An 18395-nucleotide genomic window follows, 5' to 3' on the forward strand; every position below is an offset into this window, starting at 1 on the left:
GTCGGCCTTGCAAAGATTCGATCTCGAACTGGCCAATGCTTCACGCCGACCCCCGACAAAACCCACCGCTTTGCCAAGAGGGTAGACAGACGCCACTCAGTGTGAAGAATACGACCAACAACATGAATGGTTCGCGACGTCCCAGATAAGCCAAGGAACAGGCAACGGATGTCGGACGGGGGGAAAGCCAGCTTGGGCGAACAGAACAGCGGCGGGACAGCCGCGTGGTTCAAGCATCAGTCCCGCAGTCAGCAGAGCCAATAACGGGAGGGGGCGAACGTGCATCCGGTTCTAAGGACCATCTTGCAGCGACTGGGTTTAGGTCTTCTGACGCTGTTCTTCGTTTCCGTCATCATCTTCATTTCGATTGAATTCCTGCCGGGCGACTTTACCGAAGCCGTGCTTGGCCAGGCGGCGACCGAGGAAACCGTCGCCGCATTCCGAAAGGAACTCGGCCTCGATCAACCGGCGATCCTGCGCTACTTCGACTGGATCGCGGCGGCGTTGCAGGGTGATCTGGGAACGTCGTTCTCAGGCCGTGCGGCGTCGGGCGTTGACCGGTCGCGCGAGGTTGTTGACCTGATCGGTCCGCGCCTGATGAACACCTTGTTCCTTGCCGGGATGGCGGCGCTGATCTCTGTCCCGCTGGCGCTGTTCCTTGGTGTTACTGCTGCGCTTTACCGGAATTCGATCTACGACCGGATCGTGAACGCGTCGACCCTCACGACGATTTCGTTCCCGGAATTCTTCATCGCCTACATCCTGATCCTCTGCCTTGGGACATTGATGCCGATCTTTCCGTCGCTCGCCAATGTCGGCCCAGAGACTGAGTTTTGGGACCGCGTCTATAAATGTGCTTTGCCCGCGTTGACCCTGACGCTGGTGATCGTCGCGCATATGATGCGGATGACCCGCGCCGCGATCATCAACCTGCTTGCCAGCCCCTATATCGAGATGGCGCAGCTTAAGGGGATTTCCCGCGGCAAGGTGATCGTGAAACACGCGCTGCCGAACGCCTGGGCGCCCATTGCGACGGTCATTGCCTTTAACCTTGCCTACCTCGTCGTCGGGGTTGTCGTGGTTGAGGTTGTCTTCGTCTATCCCGGTGTCGGACAGCTGATGGTCGATGCCGTGACCACCCGCGATATCCCGGTCGTTCAGGCCTGCGCACTGATCTTCGCTGCGACCTACATCCTTCTTAATCTGATTGCCGACATCATCGGCATCGTCACCAACCCGAGGCTTTTGCACCCAAGATGAGCACGCCGGAACCCGAACAGGACTACTCCGCCGCCGCCGAGGTGGCCCTTGTCAAAAAGCGTCGCGGCTTTGGCGAACGCATGTGGCTCGACCTGCGCAAGGCGCCGTGGTCGGCGTGGTTCGGAATCATCGTGCTTTGCATCTACGTCTTCGTCGCAGTCTTCGCGCCGTTTCTGGCGCCCTATGGCGAGGCGCAGGTGTTTTCTACGCCATTCGCGCCGTGGGGTGAGGAACACCGGTTCGGCACCGACCAAATTGGCCGCGATATCTTTACACGCCTGATCTATGGCGCGCGAAACACCATCGGGATCGCGTTTGCGACCACGCTGCTGTCGTTCTTTATTGGCGGCGGCTTGGGCCTTGTCGCCGCGATCAGCCGGGGGTGGGTCGATCAACTGCTCAGCCGGTTTGTCGACGTGTTGATGGCGATTCCGGCGCTGATCTTTGCGCTGATGCTGCTGTCTATCTTTGGGTCGACCATCCTTAGCCTCATCATCATCATTGCTGTCCTCGACAGCACGCGGGTATTCCGCCTGACGCGATCCGTCGCGGTTAACGTCGTCGTCATGGACTACGTCGAAGCCGCGCGTTTGCGGGGCGAGGGGCTGCGCTGGGTCATGCGGCGGGAAATCCTGCCGAATATCATGCCACCGCTGGTGGCTGAATTCGGTCTACGGTTCTGCTTTGTGTTCCTGACAATCGCGGCGTTGTCCTTCCTTGGCCTTGGTATCCAACCGCCGACCGCCGACTGGGGGACGATGGTGCGTGAGAATGCGAACCTCATTCAGTTTGCGCAGTATGACCTGAAGACCGCGCTGACGCCGTTCCTTCCGGCAGGTGCGATTGCGCTGCTGACGGTGGCGGTGAACTTTATCGTCGATTGGTTCCTCTACAAAACAAGTGGGTTGCGTGATGAGCACTGATAACAGCGGCAAAGGCAGCATCCTTCTTGAGATGAAGGATGTCCGCATCGACGGCTATAGCGACGAACGCTGGCATGACATTGTGAAAGGCGTCGACCTGACCCTGCGCCGGGGCGAGGTCATGGGCCTGATTGGGGAATCGGGCGCCGGGAAATCCACGCTTGGCCTTGCCGCGATGGGATTCGCGCGGCCGGGGTGCCGGATTTCCGGCGGTACGATCACCTTTGACGGCATGGACCTGCTGGCGATGTCACAGACCGAACGCCAAAAGCTATGGGGCACCCGGATCGCCTATGTCGCACAATCCGCGGCGGCGGCGTTCAACCCCGCGCACCGCTTGATCGACCAGACCGTTGAGGCCGCCGTTGATCGCGGCGTTCAGGGTGACTCCGCCGCAAAGGACGATGCGCGTGTTCTCTACGGATCGCTCCAACTGCCGATGCCAGAGACGATTGGCGACCGCTATCCGCATCAGGTGTCGGGTGGGCAGCTTCAGCGGGTCATGACGGCAATGGCGATGTCGCCGCGCCCCGATCTGATTATTTTCGATGAACCGACCACCGCGCTTGATGTAACGACGCAAGTCGAAGTTTTGCGGTCGATGAAGGACATCGTTGAAAAGTTCGACACGGCCGCCATCTATATCACCCATGATCTCGCGGTCGTGGCGCAGATGGCGGATTTCATCAAGGTTCTGCGTTTTGGCGAACAGGTCGAAGAGGCTGAAACCCGCAAGATGCTGGAACATCCTGAGGAGGATTATACGAAATCCCTTTGGGCTGTCCGATCCTTGGAAAAGCCCGAATCCATCAGCGACGACATCGCGCTTGAGGTGCGAAATGTCGATGCGGCCTACGGTAAGGGGCTAAAGGTTCTTCACGACGTGTCGATCCGCGTTCCGCGCGGCAGCACCGTGTCTGTCGTGGGTGAATCCGGGTCCGGCAAATCCACCACGGCCCGCGTCATCACCGGCCTTCTGCCGCCATCGCAGGGCGAGGTTCTGTTCAACGGCGAACCGCTCCCGGCGGAGTTGGGCAAACGGTCGAAGGATCAACTTCGGCGCATTCAGATGATCTATCAGATGGCCGACACCGCGATGAACCCGAAGCAAACCGTGGGGGAAATAATCGGGCGGCCGCTATCATTCTATCACGGCCTGCGCGGTCGCAAGCGCGACGCTCGTGTGATCGACTTGCTTGAGATGATCGAGCTTGATGAAGGCTTCATCGACCGTCTGCCGGGGGAGCTTTCGGGCGGTCAAAAGCAGCGCGTCTGCATCGCCCGCGCCCTCGCCGCCGAACCCGAAGTAATTATCTGTGATGAGGTGACATCCGCCCTCGACCAGATCGTGCAGGAGGGTATCCTGAAACTCTTGCTGCGATTGCAGGAGAAGTTCAACATCACCTACTTGTTCATCACCCACGACATCGCCACGGTTCAGGCAATCTCGGACGAGATTGTGGTGATGTATCAGGGCGAAGTGGTTGAACAGGGCTTGAAAAGCAAGATCCTCAACCCGCCTTACCCGGACTATACCAAGCTGCTGCTGTCTTCTGTGCCGCAGATGGACCCGGATTGGTTGGAGAATCTTCCGCCGCAAACGATGGGCGGCGAAGGGTAAACGGTCAGGCAGCGTATGTGCACCGCCTGACCGAATTTCGTATCAGATAGCGGTCCCGATCTTGGTGGCGGCCCAGCCTTCAACCTTGGCGATGTCCGTGGGATTGGCACCTCCCCAGAAACATCCGGCGTAGAGGTCGGCATTCAACGCCTCGCCACCCCGCCCGGCAAGCAATCGAAGGGTTTGCTGCGGATCAAGAGCTCCGTTATATCCCGACGCCTGCCAAACCTCAGCACCATCAACGCGAAGCGTCGCCGTCTGTGCAATCGCATCAAAGCTAAGGGTGAAGACATGTGGCCCGATTAGGTCCGCGTTCCCCTCGATTTCTGCAGCGCCAAGATTGCTGCCGTTGATCCGCCCACGAAACCCTCCGCCGACGCCGGCATCAAGCTGATAGTTGGCATTGGCGGAATCGAGTGACACCAACGCATCATTCGACCCGCCAACGCCCTTGATGTTGGCCGCGATACAGACGGAATGTGTCGCCGGAACGGGCAGGTCGGGCAGGTTCAAAAACCTGTTGGTCCCGTCACCTGCGATATAGCTGTGCGACCCGTTGGTCTGATAAACCGGCCGCGCGCTGGCGGCGGATTGATAGACGTGGTGGCCAGGCAAGCGCCGCAGCGAAGGCGCTGTGAATTCGACGAAATCACCCGCGCTGCCGGAGTTCGTGCCAAGCCGGAACTCCCCTGACGTAGCGGTCGCGCGCAAAACGACCTGGGTCGTCCCGCTGCCGCTGAACCCGCCGCGCCCACCACCATCACCGATGGAAAAACCGATCATATGGTAAGCGCTGCCGCCCTGTTGGTCGATCGTGTCCCAGGTCGCGATATAATACGCGCCGACCTCAAGACCCGAAACGGCAAACCGGGCCTGCGCCTCGGCGGCAACGTCGGATTCGATCCGGTATACCCCGTCAGTAAGCGTCAGCGGACCGTTCGCGCCGACCCAACCTGTCAGGAAATCGCCGGTCACTAGCTCTGCCCCGCGGGATAGCTTTTGGGATGTGTCCAGCATCAACCCAACCGGATCGCCCGCGCTGGTGACAGGCGTTTTTCCGGCACTGTCCTGAAACAGCGTCGCGGGGTCTGAGGCATCGAACACCCCAAAGGGGTGAAGCGACGCCGGATGAAATGACGCCGCCCGCCGTCGCGTCGCAAGCGCCATCAGGCCAAGGTCAATTCCAACCATTACGCGACCGTGAATGCGTGGATGCCGGTCGCAGTCGTGCCTGTCGCATTCACGCGCGACACGCCGACGGGAAAGATCATACCGTCGCCGACGGTCACGGTGCGGCTCTGTCCGGCAACGCTGACGAAGGACAGCGTGCCACCCGTTTCGATGAACAGTGCGATGGCGGTGTCGGCAAAATCAACGCTATCTGACGGCGTGACCGGCACGAGGTCGGTGGCAGGTCCGTTCAGCGATGGCGCGCGATTTTCGAAGGGGTTAGTCATGTGGAAGCTCCTTATATTTACCCGGAAATTCAGGCGTCAGCCGCGTTTTGGGAAAGCAGGGTGGCCAACACCCAAATTTGCGGAAGGTATAGGTAAGGGGTTTCAACAGTGCGTTGCGGGACCGTCCGGTCGCATCAGCTGCGCGCAACGGCCTTAGCAGCGCTTGATGCCAAGTCGGATCAATTCCCGCCCGCGTATCCTGAAGTGGCCAGCGGTTCGGGTTCGTCCGGTTTCAAGATACCAACGCCGCAGGGGTTCGGGGTAGTGGGCGGCAATCACGTGCGACCAATATTCAAAATCACCGGGGCTGAGCGGGGTGCCGTAGTAGGACGGTCCGTGAAAACCGAACACCGTGTCGGGGTGAATGCAGGTCGACGGAAGACCCAGATACATCGTGCAGGACGACAGGCAGACGCGTCCGCGAATTTCGATGGATTGTCCGCTGTTCCTTAGATCGCGTATCTGCTTGGCCCGTTGGCCAATCACCCCCCCGCGGTCGTTCGAGATAATCAGAACACCGTTGCTCTGCGCGTTTGCGGGCAGAGCGAACAGAAGCATGGCAGCCAGCGCCGCCAAGGTAAAACGCACCCCGATTGGACGCGCCAAATGCGCGCCGCCCCTTTGTCTAGCAGTCATGTATTACCCCACGTGACGATCTTGCCGCCATGCTGGCAGCGGATCACCGGACTCCCCACCCGGATCGGATGCAGTAGAGCGCCCGGTTGCTAAGTCAGGGTTACGTGTCGAGCTTAGCTCCCATGAAATCTGCCATCGTTTTTAACAAAACTCGCGCGGTCGCCGCGGTTGGCAGTGCTAACACCGTGCTTTCTGCTCGCATTCGCTGGTGACGCGTTTACACTCTCACTCCCAACGACCAATCGGGAGATTATGTGTTGGACGAAGTAGTGGGGCAGAGCGGCACGCCGCCCTTGGACGATCTGATTTGCTGTCCGACATGCGACGCGCTTTACAAAGTGCGCCAGCCGGAGTTTGGCGAGCGTGCGGTATGCGCCCGCTGCCACACAAAGCTGATCGTGCCGCGCAGCAAAGCCGGGCTGCGGATCATCGCGCTGGCGGTGACGGTTGTGATCCTCGTGGTCAGCGCATCCGTCTTTCCGTTTCTGCGGGTAGAAGCAGGCGGCGCGACGAACGCAACCTCGATCCTTGATGCGGCGTTTGCCTTTACGGATGGACCGCTCTTGTTTCTGTCATTGCTTCTGGCGGCTTTGATCCTGTTCATCCCGTTGTGCCGGGTGCTGCTGGTCATCTACGTCCTCGTTCCTGTCGTGATGAACCGCCCCCCTGCGCGGCACGCAAAGCGCGCGTTCCTGATGTCAGAACGCCTGCGTGCGTGGTCCATGGCCGAGATTTTCGCAATCGGCTGCGCGGTCGCCCTCGTTAAAATCACCGATCTCGCCAATGTCGCGTTTGGACCGGCGTTCTGGCTGTTCGCGCTGTTGGTGCTGGTGGTTGTGCTTCAGGATAATTTCATGTGCAGATGGTCAGTATGGAAGTCGCTGGAAACACGATAAAGCCGCCAACCGCGCGGGGGCAGGGGTTGCTTGGATGCACCCGCTGCGGTCGGGTGTGGAGGCCCGATGCGACCTATTGCGGGCGCTGCGGCCAGACGCTGCAATCGCGGGATGGCAAAAGCCTTCAGCGGGTCTGGGCTTGGTGGATTGCGGGTGTTGTCTGCTACATCCCCGCGAACCTCGATCCGATGCTACGCACGCGCACGCTGGTTCAGGTTGAGGAAAACACGATCCTCGGCGGTGTGATCGAACTGATGCACCACGGCTCATACGGGATCGCGTTCATCATTTTCGTGGCGAGCATCATTATTCCGCTGGGCAAGTTCATGGCGATTGCCATCCTCGCGCTGGGGGTCGGGCGTCAAACGCGGATTGGGTCGCAGAAACGGCAAGTGCTGTATGAGGTCGTTGAATATATCGGTCGGTGGTCGATGATCGACGTCTTTGTCGTTGCGATCCTGTCATCGTTGGTGCAGTTGAATGTCCTCGCCGCAGTCAATCCCGGCCGGGCGAGCCTTTACTTTGCGCTTTCGGTGATCTTCACCATGCTCTCCGCGCAAAGCTTTGACTCGCGCCTGATCTGGGATACCGATCCTGATCGGCAAACAACCAACCCGAAGGAGCCAACACCGTGAGCCAATCGCCGCCAGAGGTCCCGATCGAACCGCGTCGCAAATCCTTGCGCGACGTTGTGTCGATCGTTTGGCTGGTCCCGATCCTCGCGCTTTTGGTCGCGTTGGGGATCGGCATTCAAACCTATGCGGATCGCGGCCCGCTGATTGAGATTTCGTTTGAGAATGCGTCAGGCGTGACCGCCGGGCAGACGGAACTGCGCTACCGCGACGTCGCCGTCGGCGTGGTCGAAGAGGTGACGTTCACCGAGTCGCTTGAACAGGTGCTTGTGAAAGTGCGGCTCGACAAAACGGTTCGCCAGTTCGTCGACAGCGATGCGGAGTTTTGGATCGTGCGGCCACAGGTATCGACCCGCGGGATTTCCGGCCTCGATACCGTTCTGTCGGGCGTCTATATCGCTGGCAGTTGGGACGATCAGCCCGATGGTCTCACCACCGAATTTCGCGGCGCGTCGGATGCGCCGATAACGCAATTCGACCGTGACGGCGTGCGGATACAGTTGCGAAGCGTGGATGACAGCGGGCTGACCGAAAACACGCCGATTGTCTATAAGGGGATCGAAGTCGGGCGCGTCGGCTCTGCCCAGATCGCGCAGGATGGGTCATCCGTCGTGGCTGACGCGGTGATCTTCCAGCCGCATGATCGCTTAATCAGCTCCGCGACGCGGTTTTGGGACACGTCCGGGTTCAGCCTGAAACTGGGTGCTGCAGGGGCTGAGATTGACTTTAGCTCCGTCGCGTCGCTGGTATCGGGTGGTATCACCTTCGATACGATTGTGTCGGGCGGGGACGCCCTACAACCCGGCGATACGTTTGACGTTTACGCGGACGAGGCTGGCGCGCGCAGCAGCGTCTTCGCCGGGCCAGAGGGTGAAACGCTATCGCTTTCCGTTCTGTTTGAAGACAACATCTCCGGCCTGAAACCCGACGCGGCGGTCGAACTGAATGGCCTGAAAATCGGCACGGTGTCGAATCTAAACGGTCTTGTTGACCCGGAACGGTTTGGCGACCAGAACGTGCGGCTTCTTGCGACCCTCGTGATCCGCCCGACCCGCCTTGGCTTGCCGGACGAGGTGACGCCGGATAGTGCGCTTGAATTCTTCAGCGAACAGGTGCGCGACGGCCTTCGGGCGCGGCTGGCATCGGCGAGCCTTTTGACCGGTGGGTTGAAGGTCGAACTGGTGCCCGTCGACAATATCCCGGTTGAGGAAATGGACCTCGACTTTGATCCTTACCCGCGCATCCCCAGCACCGAAAATCAGATTGCCGATGTTTCGGCAACCGCAGAGGGCGTGTTCCAGCGGATCAACAACCTGCCGATTGAGGAGTTGCTCGACAGCGCGATCACTTTGATCGATTCCACGAACGCGGTTGTGAATAACGACGATCTACGCGCCGCGCCCGAAGAACTGCGGGCGCTGCTAAGCGAGGCGAGGGAGCTTGTCGGATCGGACAGCGCGCAGTCCTTGCCGGATAACTTGAATGCGACAATTGCCGAAATCGACGCGCTGATCGCTGAGATCAATGAACAAGGCACTGTTGAACGCCTGCTGAACGCGGTCGATGCCGCGGCGAAGGCGGGGGAGGGCGTCAGCACGGCCGTCGAAGGCGTGCCCGCCCTGATCGAAGATCTGCAAGCCGTTGCTGGCCGGGCAAAGGAATTGCCGCTGACCGAACTGGCCGAGGAACTGACAACCCTCGTCAAAACCGCCGATGAGGTGATCGGAACCGAGGACGCCAAAGCGCTTCCCGGCGCGCTCAATACGGCGCTTGCCGAAGTCGAAGCAACCCTCGCCGAACTTCGCGAAGGTGGTGTGGTGGATAATGTGAACGCGACCCTCGGTTCCGCCCGCGAGGCGGCGGATTCCGTGTCTGCGGCGAGTGATCGATTGCCTGAAATCGTGGATCGGCTGGCGGCGGTTCTTAATCAAGCAAGCGCAACGCTGTCTGATTATGACGGGGATTCCGATCTTAACCGTGGCGCACGCGCGGCCATTGCGGATATCCGCAAGGCAGCCGAAGCGGTCGCGTCCCTCGCGCGGGCAATCGAACGCCGCCCCAATTCCTTAGTGACTGGCAGGTGATGAAATGACCAAGTTTTTCCCGACCGTTCTGATCGCGCTTCTGCCGATCCTCACCGCTTGTGGCGGAGGGGAGATCCTGCGCTATCCCGTTCCGGCCATCGAACCCGAGGAACGCGTGAACGTCGGGTTCCGCACGATTGAGGTGCGCGAAGTGGCGTTGCCCCGCTACGCGGAAGAAGAAGAGATTTTTCAGCGTATCGAAGGCGGCGCGCTAACCAGCACTGCGAAAACGCTTTGGGCGGATGATCCGGCGCGGTCCGTGACACTCGCGCTTGCCCGACATCTTGGCACGCTTTCGACCGCAACCGTCGCATCAGAACCTTGGCCGTTTGAAGAACGCCCCAGCGTCCGGGTTGAGGTGCGCGTCGAAGATATGCTCGCCGATAGTGACGGTCGGTTTCGCATGACGGGGCAGTATTTCGTCGCGCCGACAGATGGTCGCCGGGGCCGTGATGGCCGCTTTGACCTGTCGGCACCCATCGCTCCTGACAGCGGTATCGCAGGGACAGCGGATGCGCGGGCGGCGGTGGTCCTTGACCTCGCCCGTCAGATCGCGCGGGACGGGTTGCGCTAGGGTCTACAATGCCGGTTTGGTCAGCATGATCCAGATGATCGCGAGCACCGCAATAAACGCGGGGATGCCGCAGGCAAACCATATGCGAAACAACCGGTAGTATCGGGGCGGCAGCGCGGCGCCCTGATCCCGCGCCTCAACCGCCAGCTTGTGCATCTGTATCTGTATCCAGACGACGGGCAGCCAGAAGATACCGACGAAGACGTAAAGCCCAAGCGATAGCAGCACCCAGCCTTCCCATAACGGCCATCCCGCAACATGCGCGAGCAAAACCCCGGTGACCGGTTGCGCAATCGCCGCGGTCGCGGTGAACACCGTATCCGCCAGAACGACGATCCCGGCGACATGGGCGATCAGGGTCGGGTCATCGCTTCGGTGTGCGATCAGCATGAAGAACGCGATTCCCGCCCCGGTCCCAAGCAGGACGCACGCGCCGACGACGTGAAGGAACAACAGCGGTTCATACATCACCGCTCCTCCAATATCGCGAGAACGAACAGGACGAGGATGATCGTCGGCACGACTTTTAGGAGTGGACCAAGCGGATCAAGCCACAGCCCCGGCACCCACACAGTCGCCCCGATCAGGTAAGCCAAGGACAGCACAATCATCCCAACACACGCCCGCCGCGCCCAAGGGCGCACAAGCACCGCGCATCCGAGCGCGATGTCGAAAGCAGCGCCCGCACCGACGGCGGTGGTGGCGAAACCGGATGATAGGCCGTTTGCCATCAATACCTGTTTTGCTTCGTCGAACTGAAAGACACCGATAACCCCGGACGCGATCCAGAACAGCGAAAGCGCGGCAATTGCGAGGGGCAGAAGCAGGAACAGCCGGGCAAACCAGCGATCCTGCGTCGTCGCGGGGATCGAAGCGAGCGTTTCGGCAAAGGACAAGCATGGCGTGCCGCCCGCCGCGATCCATGCGGTGGGATCGCCCGCTATGCCGTCTTCAAGCGCCTGCAATGCCGTGCTGCGGAACGGTGAGCGCCAGCCAAGCCAGCCAAGAGCATCGGCGCAGCGCCCAACAACGCGCACGAGCGGCTTGGGCAGCGTCAAACGGGTGCGCCATTCCGAATAGCCGAGCCACTGGCGCATCATGTTCGTGACGGTTGCGAAATCCTGCGTGCCGCTCTCCGTCAGATCGGCGATGGTCTTCGGCGCGATGTTCCCCTGCGCGGCCTGAACCACCGCATCGGCAACATCGTCAAGCGCGACAGTCTGAACCGGAGTCTCCGGCAGAACATCAATACCGATACCGGGCATCGCGGCACTCGCCCGTAGCAACGCGGTGCCGCCATAGGCTTGCGCCCCGATCACGAGCGTCGGTCGCAGGATGATCCAATCCAACCCCGACTCCATCAAAACCTGATCGCCGCGCGCCTTCGTCCGCATGAAGTCGGTTGAGGCGTCACTTGACACCCCGGCAGCGGAAATCTGGATGAATTTGGCGTTCTTGGGCATCGCTTCTGTAAGACGCTCAATCGCCGTCTCGTGGATCGCGGTCAGATCGTCGCGCAACCCGGTCTGCAATGCGCCAGAGGCGTTGACGATTACGCTGACCCCCGCAAGGTCTGCCGCCCACGTTTCCACCGAAGTCGTCGCAATATCGCGGGCCAGCCAATCAACGCCGGGATTGCTGCGCTGCCCCTTGGCCAAGGATCGCCCGACGCTGACAACGTGAAACCCCGCCCGCGTCAGTGCGCGAATACAGGCCGCGCCGATCAGGCCGTAACCCCCCAGAACGACGGCAGTTTGCTTTTGACCCATATGCCCAACTCGCCCGTTACTTTCGTGAAATCCCTACCGAAACGGGGCGCGAAAGGAAAAGCAATTCGCACAAAAAAAAGGCCGCCGGTGGAATGCCGGCGGCCAAGTTCAGGGAGAATGCTCAGTTCTTTTCGACGAGCCGGTAGAACACGAAGTCGGACGTCGCGCCGTTCACGTAGCCCGACACACCTTCGTTCATCGCGACCTGATAGGCCGCTTGGAACATGATCACGATGGGTGACGTTTCCTGAACGCGCTGCTGAAGTGTGCGATACATCTCAAGCCGTTTGTCCGGGTCAGTTTCGGTCAGTGCCGTGTTGGTCATCTCGTTCAACTCATCCGGAACGGCCCACGCATTCCGCCATGTGGTCGTCGCGGCATAGTTGTCATCAGAGTTGTCGGAGTTATACGCAAACGCCTTGGCGTTCGAATGTGGGTCCATGAAGTCCGGGCCCCAATATAGCAACATCGCCTCATGGCTCCGCTCGCGATACTTGGTGATGACCTGACTGCCGGTGCCGGGCAGGATTTCAAAGTTGATCCCCGCGTCGGCAAAGCTGGCTTGCAAGGATTGCGCCATATCGGTGAAGGGCGCCGCATTGATCACATCGAGTGACACAGTGATCGGAGTTTCGACACCTGCATCGGCCAAGATTTGCTTTGCCTTTTCAGGGTCATAGGTGAAAGGCGTTTCATCATACGATCCGGGGAAACCCTTGGGCCAGAATGCCTGATGCACTTCCATCTGCCCGGCGATGATCGTGTCGGTCATGCCTTCGTAGTTCACCAGATACCGTGCCGCTTCCCAGACTGCGGGCGGGGTCAGGCTTTCGGTTTTTTGGTTGAACGACAGGAAGTGAACAGCCGCTTGCGGGAAAACTTCGACTTTGATGCTGTCCGACGCAATTGATCCGATCTGGTCCGAGGTCAGGTTCTTCGCCATATCGACATCGCCGGATTCCAGCAGCAATTGCTGGGTCGCCGCTTCGGCAACATGCTGGATGATAACGCTGTCGACCTTCGGGCCTTCTTTGAAGTAATTCGGGTTGGCGGCCAGCCGGACAAGCTGCGCCGGTTGATAGGCTTGCAGCGAAAACGGGCCGGAGCCGGCGGAGTTTTCATTAAGCCACGCGTTGCCCATATCGCCATCAACGTCGTGTTCCATCACCGTCATTTCATCAACGACAGAGGCTGGACGCGCGGCGAGCACGTTCAGAACGAACGCGGGGGAAAAGTCGCCCTCATACTTTACCGTCACGGTGTTGCCCTCAGACGTAACCATCTCGCCGACATTCTCTGGCGTCCAGCCAAGCTGCGTCAGGATGAAGGCGGGCGTCAGGTTAAGCTTGATGACGCGGGCAAAGGAATACACCACGTCTTCGGCCCGAACAGGGTTGCCGGAATGGAAGGTCGCGCCATCGCGCATGGTGAAGATGATCGTCTTGTTTTCAGCGTCAACACTCCAGTCGGTCGCGAGGCCGGGCGCCAGCACCGTGGGGTCTTCGGCATCGTATTGAACCAGACGGTCATAGATGTTCGTGACCAGTTCGCCTGAGGTGAATTCATAGGCTTGCGCCGGGTCAATCGCGACGATGTCATCAATATTCTGCGCGACGACCAGCACGCCTGCTGGCGTGTCGGCCCACGCGCCGGGGCTGATGGCGGGCAGCGCTAGCGCTGTCGCCAATAGGGCGGATTTCAGAAGCTTCATCAGTCTCTCCTCCAGATGTTGGACTTATACGTTGTCGTTGGCGGCCATCGGCGTTGGCATTCGAATGGCGTCTTTGCGGTGCAGAACATTGAGCGTTCCGGTCCATAGAATGCGCGCGGCCTGATCGGTTCGGTTGGCCCATGAATGGGGGGTCGAGCCGCTATAATGCAAGCTGTCGCCTTGGGTCATATGAAAGACCTCTCCGCCGAGGGTCTGCTCGATTTCACCGTCGAGGATATAGATGATCTCCTCGCCTTCGTGATGGACGATTTCCGATTCATACCCCGCCGGAACATGCAGGATGTAGGATGACAGTTCGGCCCCCGGCAGCGCGGCGCCGAGCGATTCATAGACGATTGACGATCCCGCGATGGAAAATTGCGGTCGCTTGTCGGCGCGGGTCAGGGAATCCTCCGGCTTCGGGGTCGAAATGAAGTATTCCAGCCCCACGTCCAACGCCTGCGCGATCTGCGCTAGCGTGCCAAGCGATGGCGTCGCGTTATCCCGTTCCACCTGACTGAGATAACCGACCGAAAGCTCAGCCTTGTCGCACAATGCCTGAAGGGTCAAACCCTGCTGCTTGCGCCGCTTGCGAATACGCGGGCCAAGGTTCGGGTCGGATTTCGTCTTGGTTTTTGGCATCGAATATCCGTCCACAAAAATTTTTTTGATTTAAGCAAAAAGTTTTGCGTTCACCAAGAAAAATATTTATCCAAGTGCAAATGCCCTTTCGCCTGCGATTGGGATGGCTGAACGTGGGGGACAGCGCCATTTTTCCGAGACTGCAAAACAACGCGCCTGCCCTGACCCGTTGGGTCGGGTCGCTGTCGGGGTTTGTGGTGGTGGTCGCGTTGACCTTCCTCGGGCTGCTCGCCATCACGTTCTTCATCGGCCGGGTTGTGCCAATCGACCCGGTTCTTTCAGTGGTCGGCGACCGCGCCACGCAAGAACAATACGATGCCGCCCGCACCGCGATGGGGCTTGATCGTCCGATGATCGTGCAATTCGCGGATTACGTCTGGAGCGTTCTACGCGGCGATCTTGGCCGTTCGATTTCGACTAACCGCGATGTGGCGGATGACTTGGCACGGGTGTTTCCGGCGACGCTTGAAATGGCGACGCTGGGGATTCTGATCGGGGTGTTGATTGGCGTGCCGATGGGTGTCACAGCCGCCGCACGTCAGGGAAGCTGGGTCGATCAGGTGATCCGCGTGCTGGCGCTTCTGGGCTATTCCGTGCCGGCGTTCTGGCTTGGTCTTGTCGGGCTGGCGGTGTTCTACGCGGGCCTTGGCTGGGTGTCCGGGCCCGGACGGGTCGATATCTTCTACGAAGGCCTAGTTCAGCCACATACCGGCCTTTTGTTGATCGACAGCCTGATCGAAGGGCAGATCGACGTGTTCTGGAACGCAGCAGGGCATTTGCTGTTGCCCGCGACGATCCTTGGGTTCTTCAGCCTTGCCTATATCGCCCGGATGACGCGGTCTTTCATGCTCGACCAGTTGGGGCAGGAATACGTGACGACGGCACGGGTCAAGGGCGTGGCCGAATGGCGGGTGATCTGGGTCCACGCGTTCAAGCCGATCCGGGTGCCGCTGATTACGGTGATCGGGCTTTCTTACGCCGGGCTGCTGGAAGGGTCAGTGATGATCGAAACCGTCTTTTCCTGGCCAGGGATCGGTAACTACCTGACCGTTGCGCTGCTGAACGCTGATATGAACGCGGTACTTGGCGCAACGCTGGTGATCGGTGCGGTGTTCATTTTCATCAACAAAATTTCCGATGTGCTTTACCGCATCCTTGACCCGAGGAGCACATAATGACCACGCGGGATTGGTTGCTGGCGGATTCTCCGACCTCTCGTTTTCAGGCGAATATGGGGCGGGCGTATCGGATGGGCGGTGCGCTGCTGCGCAATCCGTTGGCGGTTGTCGGCGCCCTCATCATAATCCTGCTGATTGCGACGGCCGCGTTCGCCCCGTGGATCGCGCCGGAAAGTCCTGTTGGGCAGAACCTCAGTGCACGCCTGCTGCCGCCTTCGGGCGATCATTGGATGGGCACGGATGAGCTGGGGCGCGATATCTTTTCCCGTGTTGTCTATGGCGCGCGGATCACGCTGCTAATCGTTGCCATGGTCGCCGTGATTTCGGCCCCGCTTGGCCTGATTATCGGGGCGATTTCCGGGTATTTCGGCGGCTGGGTCGACAAGGTGCTGATGGGCCTAACGGATGTGTTCCTGTCGATGCCGAAACTGATCCTCGCGCTGGCTTTCGTCGCCGCCCTTGGCCCCGGCATCGAAAACGCGATCATCGCGATTGCGATTACCGCCTGGCCAGCCTATGCGCGGATTGCGCGGGCGGAGACGCTGACCTTCCGAAACTCCGAATTCATCGCAGCGATGCAGTTGGTCGGCGCGTCCAATGCCCGGATCATCACGCGTCACGTCCTGCCGCTTTGCACGTCGTCGATGATTGTCCGCGTCACGCTCGACATGGCGGGGATCATCCTGACGGCGGCTGGGCTTGGCTTTCTTGGTCTCGGGGCGCAGCCGCCACTACCGGAATGGGGTGCGATGATTTCGCGCGGGCGGGTGTTTATCCTTGACCAATGGTGGGTCGCGACGATGCCGGGCTTTGCGATCATCCTCGTGTCGCTTGGGTTTTGTTTCCTCGGCGACGGGCTGCGCGATGTGCTGGACCCGAAGCAGGGTGGCAAATCATGACCGCGTTGCTGGATGTCGATGACCTGCGCGTCAGCTTTCCGACCACCCAAGGCCGGGTGGACGTGGTGAAGGGGGTAAGCTTCACCCTAGGTCGCGAACGGCTTGGGATCGTCGGGGAAAGCGGGTCGGGCAAATCCATGACCGGTCGCGCGATCCTCCGGTTGATCCGCGCGCCGGGTCGGATGCAGGCCGCCCGGATGGAATTTGATGGCATCGACCTTACCACCCAAAGCGAACGCCAGATGCGGGCGCTGCGCGGCGCGCGAATTTCGATGATTATGCAAGATCCGAAGTTTTCGCTGAACCCGGTGATGACCATCGGGTCGCAAATCGCCGAAGCATTGCGGACCCACGAAACCCTGCCGCGTCGGGCGATCAAGGCTCGTGTGATCGAGATGTTGGAAGCCGTGCGCATCAACAACCCGGAACAGGTCGCGAAGATGTATCCGCATGAGGTGTCGGGCGGGATGGGCCAACGGGTAATGATCGCAATGATGCTGATCCCCAGCCCTGACCTGCTGATCGCAGACGAACCCACATCGGCGCTTGATGTCTCGGTGCAGGCGCAAGTCCTCGACCTGATTGATGAGCTTGTGACTGGTAAGGGCATGGGCCTGATCCTGATCAGCCACGACCTCAATCTGGTGGCGCGTTACTGCGACCGTATCCTTGTGATGAATGCCGGCGAAGTCGTCGAAGAATGCGTCGCAAGCGATTTGCACAAGGCGACGCACCCCTATACGCGGGGTCTGCTGGCCGCGATCCCCGCAATGCACGAAACCCGCGCTGAACTCCCCGTGCTTGACCGCAGTAGCTGGAGCGGGACATGACAGCGATTTCCCTTCGAAACCTCGATATTTCCTACGGGCCGACCAAGGTTGTCGAAGGTGTCAGCTTTGACGTTGCGGACGGAGAAAGCTTTGCCCTCGTCGGGGAAAGCGGATCGGGCAAGTCGACGGTGCTGAAGGCGATTGCGGGCCTTGCGCCGGATTGGGCGGGAGAGATGTCGGTCTTTGGTAAGCCGCGCGGCCACGGTACCGACCGCGCCTTTGCCGGAACCTGCCAGATGGTGTTTCAAGACCCCTACGGATCGCTCCACCCGCGTAAGACGGTGGATTCGGTTCTGTCCGAGCCTCTCGTCGTCCATGGCATCGGAAATCGCGACAGCCGGGTGGCGGAGACTTTGGCCGCCGTTGGGCTTGACCAACGCTTCCGCTTTCGGTTTCCGCATCAGCTGTCCGGCGGTCAACGTCAACGCGTCGCCATCGCTCGCGCCCTGATGCTTGAGCCGAAGCTGATGCTGCTGGATGAACCGACCAGCGCGCTGGACGTGTCGGTGCAGGCAGAGATTTTGAACCTGCTGAAACGGTTGCGCCGCGAACAGGGGCTGACCTATTTGATGGTCACGCACAACCTGCCCGTCGTGGGCTTCATGTGCGATCGGATGGCCGTGATGAACAAGGGCCGCGTGGTTGAAATTGCCGAGGCCACTGCCTTGCGCGATGGATCGTTCGACCACGCCTATACCCAGGAACTCTACGCCGCGAGCGGTGGCACACAACATGACGGACACGTCTGATATGCACGATCATGCCCTCGAAATCTTTGACGACGCGCTCGCTGTCGCACAATCATCGACCGAAGCCTTTGATGCCCTCTGTGACCTGACCCAAGCGGTCGTCGGTGCCAAGCTGTTCACTATCATGACCGTCGATATGGAGGCCGGCGTCGCCCGTCGTGCCTATACGAACGATCCAGTGAACTATCCGACATCCGGCACGAAACCCGTCGAAATGGACAGTTGGTTTGAGGTCGTGCATGACCGCCATGAAACCTTCGTTGCCAACACGCTGGCTGAGATTGACGCTGTGTTCCCCGATGCAGAGTTGATCGGCCAGCTTGGGTGCGGATCCGTCGTGAACCTGCCTATCATCGAAGACGGGCAGTTGGTTGCGACGATGAACATACTGCACGAAGAACAGTATTACACACCCGCCCGTGTCGCAGTGGTGAAGGAAGTTCTGACGGCCCCAGCCAAGCGAGCAATGGCTTTTGCCGAACCGCAGCAGCGAACGGCCTGACCCACCCGCGCCCGTGCGGATGGGTCAGATCG

At 60.0% G+C, this 18395-nt stretch carries 19 protein-coding genes; 12 read left to right on the forward strand and 7 right to left on the reverse strand.

Going from position 1 to position 18395, the window contains the following annotated elements:
• Positions 1-279: 279 nt before the first annotated feature.
• From ACEWPJ_RS00680 to ACEWPJ_RS00690, 3 genes are read left to right on the forward strand one after another with little or no spacing between them, the layout of a single operon-like run.
• Positions 280-1260, forward strand: a complete 981-nt coding sequence (locus ACEWPJ_RS00680; RefSeq protein WP_416510232.1) for an ABC transporter permease — start codon at positions 280-282, stop codon at positions 1258-1260.
• On the forward strand, positions 1257-2183 hold the full coding sequence (locus ACEWPJ_RS00685; RefSeq protein ID WP_416510233.1) for an ABC transporter permease: 927 nt from the start codon (positions 1257-1259) through the stop codon (positions 2181-2183). Before ACEWPJ_RS00680 ends, ACEWPJ_RS00685 begins: the two co-directional genes overlap by 4 nt.
• Positions 2173-3804 carry an ABC transporter ATP-binding protein gene (locus ACEWPJ_RS00690; protein ID WP_416510234.1) on the forward strand — a complete coding sequence of 544 codons (1632 nt, stop codon included), beginning with the start codon at positions 2173-2175 and terminating at the stop codon, positions 3802-3804. The genes ACEWPJ_RS00685 and ACEWPJ_RS00690 overlap by 11 nt, the downstream gene beginning before the upstream one ends.
• 42 nt (positions 3805-3846) lie before the next feature.
• On the opposite strand, the gene ACEWPJ_RS00695 is transcribed toward ACEWPJ_RS00690, so the two are convergent.
• The 3 genes from ACEWPJ_RS00695 to ACEWPJ_RS00705 all read right to left on the reverse strand — a co-directional run bounded on the left by ACEWPJ_RS00695 (position 3847) and on the right by ACEWPJ_RS00705 (position 5897).
• Complete coding sequence (locus ACEWPJ_RS00695; RefSeq protein WP_416510235.1) at positions 3847-4995, reverse strand: hypothetical protein; 1149 nt, start codon at positions 4993-4995, stop codon at positions 3847-3849.
• The gene (locus ACEWPJ_RS00700) at positions 4995-5261 is read right to left on the reverse strand and encodes a spike base protein, RCAP_Rcc01079 family (RefSeq protein WP_416510236.1); all 267 of its coding nucleotides are present in this window, start codon (positions 5259-5261) and stop codon (positions 4995-4997) included. The genes ACEWPJ_RS00695 and ACEWPJ_RS00700 overlap by 1 nt, the downstream gene beginning before the upstream one ends.
• 153 nt (positions 5262-5414) lie before the next feature.
• The gene (locus tag ACEWPJ_RS00705) at positions 5415-5897 is read right to left on the reverse strand and encodes a hypothetical protein (RefSeq protein WP_416510237.1); all 483 of its coding nucleotides are present in this window, start codon (positions 5895-5897) and stop codon (positions 5415-5417) included.
• A 257-nt stretch (positions 5898-6154) separates the two neighbouring features.
• On the opposite strand from ACEWPJ_RS00705, the gene ACEWPJ_RS00710 reads away from it, so the two are divergent.
• From ACEWPJ_RS00710 to ACEWPJ_RS00725, 4 genes are read left to right on the forward strand one after another with little or no spacing between them, the layout of a single operon-like run.
• The gene (locus tag ACEWPJ_RS00710; protein ID WP_416510238.1) at positions 6155-6793 is read left to right on the forward strand and encodes a paraquat-inducible protein A; all 639 of its coding nucleotides are present in this window, start codon (positions 6155-6157) and stop codon (positions 6791-6793) included.
• Positions 6760-7428: a paraquat-inducible protein A gene (locus ACEWPJ_RS00715; RefSeq protein ID WP_416512976.1), complete on the forward strand. Its 669-nt coding sequence runs from the start codon at positions 6760-6762 to the stop codon at positions 7426-7428. The genes ACEWPJ_RS00710 and ACEWPJ_RS00715 overlap by 34 nt, the downstream gene beginning before the upstream one ends.
• A complete protein-coding gene (locus tag ACEWPJ_RS00720) occupies positions 7425-9509 on the forward strand; it encodes an MlaD family protein (RefSeq protein WP_416510239.1) in 2085 nt (694 codons plus the stop codon). Before ACEWPJ_RS00715 ends, ACEWPJ_RS00720 begins: the two co-directional genes overlap by 4 nt.
• Before the next feature lie 4 nt (positions 9510-9513).
• Positions 9514-10083, forward strand: a complete 570-nt coding sequence (locus ACEWPJ_RS00725; RefSeq protein WP_416510240.1) for a PqiC family protein — start codon at positions 9514-9516, stop codon at positions 10081-10083.
• Positions 10084-10086: 3 nt separating this feature from the next.
• Here ACEWPJ_RS00725 and ACEWPJ_RS00730 read toward each other — a convergent pair whose 3' ends face one another.
• The 4 genes from ACEWPJ_RS00730 to ACEWPJ_RS00745 form a co-directional block, all read right to left on the reverse strand.
• Positions 10087-10554, reverse strand: a complete 468-nt coding sequence (locus ACEWPJ_RS00730) for a DUF2269 family protein (RefSeq protein ID WP_416510241.1) — start codon at positions 10552-10554, stop codon at positions 10087-10089.
• Complete coding sequence (locus tag ACEWPJ_RS00735) at positions 10551-11852, reverse strand: SDR family oxidoreductase (RefSeq protein WP_416510242.1); 1302 nt, start codon at positions 11850-11852, stop codon at positions 10551-10553. The genes ACEWPJ_RS00730 and ACEWPJ_RS00735 overlap by 4 nt, the downstream gene beginning before the upstream one ends.
• A gap of 121 nt (positions 11853-11973) precedes the next feature.
• Entirely contained in the window at positions 11974-13563 is a 1590-nt protein-coding gene (locus tag ACEWPJ_RS00740) for an ABC transporter substrate-binding protein (RefSeq protein WP_416510243.1), read from the reverse strand.
• Positions 13564-13587: 24 nt separating this feature from the next.
• A complete protein-coding gene (locus ACEWPJ_RS00745) occupies positions 13588-14205 on the reverse strand; it encodes a helix-turn-helix domain-containing protein (RefSeq protein WP_416510244.1) in 618 nt (205 codons plus the stop codon).
• Between the two features lie 80 nt (positions 14206-14285).
• Here ACEWPJ_RS00745 and ACEWPJ_RS00750 point away from each other — a divergent pair, with 80 nt between their 5' ends.
• From ACEWPJ_RS00750 to ACEWPJ_RS00770, 5 genes are read left to right on the forward strand one after another with little or no spacing between them, the layout of a single operon-like run.
• Positions 14286-15380, forward strand: a complete 1095-nt coding sequence (locus ACEWPJ_RS00750) for an ABC transporter permease (RefSeq protein ID WP_416510245.1) — start codon at positions 14286-14288, stop codon at positions 15378-15380.
• Positions 15380-16282 carry an ABC transporter permease gene (locus ACEWPJ_RS00755; RefSeq protein ID WP_416510246.1) on the forward strand — a complete coding sequence of 301 codons (903 nt, stop codon included), beginning with the start codon at positions 15380-15382 and terminating at the stop codon, positions 16280-16282. Before ACEWPJ_RS00750 ends, ACEWPJ_RS00755 begins: the two co-directional genes overlap by 1 nt.
• Entirely contained in the window at positions 16279-17112 is an 834-nt protein-coding gene (locus tag ACEWPJ_RS00760) for an ABC transporter ATP-binding protein (protein ID WP_416510247.1), read from the forward strand. The genes ACEWPJ_RS00755 and ACEWPJ_RS00760 overlap by 4 nt, the downstream gene beginning before the upstream one ends.
• Positions 17109-17861, forward strand: a complete 753-nt coding sequence (locus tag ACEWPJ_RS00765; protein WP_416510248.1) for an ABC transporter ATP-binding protein — start codon at positions 17109-17111, stop codon at positions 17859-17861. Before ACEWPJ_RS00760 ends, ACEWPJ_RS00765 begins: the two co-directional genes overlap by 4 nt.
• Positions 17845-18363 (forward strand): GAF domain-containing protein, encoded by a 519-nt coding sequence (locus tag ACEWPJ_RS00770; RefSeq protein ID WP_416510249.1) that lies wholly within the window; start codon positions 17845-17847, stop codon positions 18361-18363. Before ACEWPJ_RS00765 ends, ACEWPJ_RS00770 begins: the two co-directional genes overlap by 17 nt.
• Positions 18364-18395 lie beyond the last annotated feature (32 nt).

The sequence above is a fragment of the Aliiroseovarius sp. YM-037 genome (assembly GCF_048060095.1).
GTDB lineage: Bacteria > Pseudomonadota > Alphaproteobacteria > Rhodobacterales > Rhodobacteraceae > JBLUOA01.

Coding starts and splice junctions, on each gene's coding strand:
- ACEWPJ_RS00685 (WP_416510233.1), top strand. CDS start 1,257: ATGAGCACGCCGGAACCCGAACAGGACTACTCCGCCGCCGCCGAGGTG.
- ACEWPJ_RS00690 (WP_416510234.1), top strand. CDS start 2,173: ATGAGCACTGATAACAGCGGCAAAGGCAGCATCCTTCTTGAGATGAAG.
- ACEWPJ_RS00695 (WP_416510235.1), bottom strand. CDS start 4,995: ATGGTTGGAATTGACCTTGGCCTGATGGCGCTTGCGACGCGACGGCGG.
- ACEWPJ_RS00700 (WP_416510236.1), bottom strand. CDS start 5,261: ATGACTAACCCCTTCGAAAATCGCGCGCCATCGCTGAACGGACCTGCC.
- ACEWPJ_RS00705 (WP_416510237.1), bottom strand. CDS start 5,897: ATGACTGCTAGACAAAGGGGCGGCGCGCATTTGGCGCGTCCAATCGGG.
- ACEWPJ_RS00715 (WP_416512976.1), top strand. CDS start 6,760: ATGGTCAGTATGGAAGTCGCTGGAAACACGATAAAGCCGCCAACCGCG.
- ACEWPJ_RS00725 (WP_416510240.1), top strand. CDS start 9,514: ATGACCAAGTTTTTCCCGACCGTTCTGATCGCGCTTCTGCCGATCCTC.
- ACEWPJ_RS00735 (WP_416510242.1), bottom strand. CDS start 11,852: ATGGGTCAAAAGCAAACTGCCGTCGTTCTGGGGGGTTACGGCCTGATC.
- ACEWPJ_RS00740 (WP_416510243.1), bottom strand. CDS start 13,563: ATGAAGCTTCTGAAATCCGCCCTATTGGCGACAGCGCTAGCGCTGCCC.
- ACEWPJ_RS00745 (WP_416510244.1), bottom strand. CDS start 14,205: ATGCCAAAAACCAAGACGAAATCCGACCCGAACCTTGGCCCGCGTATT.
- ACEWPJ_RS00750 (WP_416510245.1), top strand. CDS start 14,286: ATGCCCTTTCGCCTGCGATTGGGATGGCTGAACGTGGGGGACAGCGCC.
- ACEWPJ_RS00755 (WP_416510246.1), top strand. CDS start 15,380: ATGACCACGCGGGATTGGTTGCTGGCGGATTCTCCGACCTCTCGTTTT.
- ACEWPJ_RS00760 (WP_416510247.1), top strand. CDS start 16,279: ATGACCGCGTTGCTGGATGTCGATGACCTGCGCGTCAGCTTTCCGACC.
- ACEWPJ_RS00765 (WP_416510248.1), top strand. CDS start 17,109: ATGACAGCGATTTCCCTTCGAAACCTCGATATTTCCTACGGGCCGACC.
- ACEWPJ_RS00770 (WP_416510249.1), top strand. CDS start 17,845: ATGACGGACACGTCTGATATGCACGATCATGCCCTCGAAATCTTTGAC.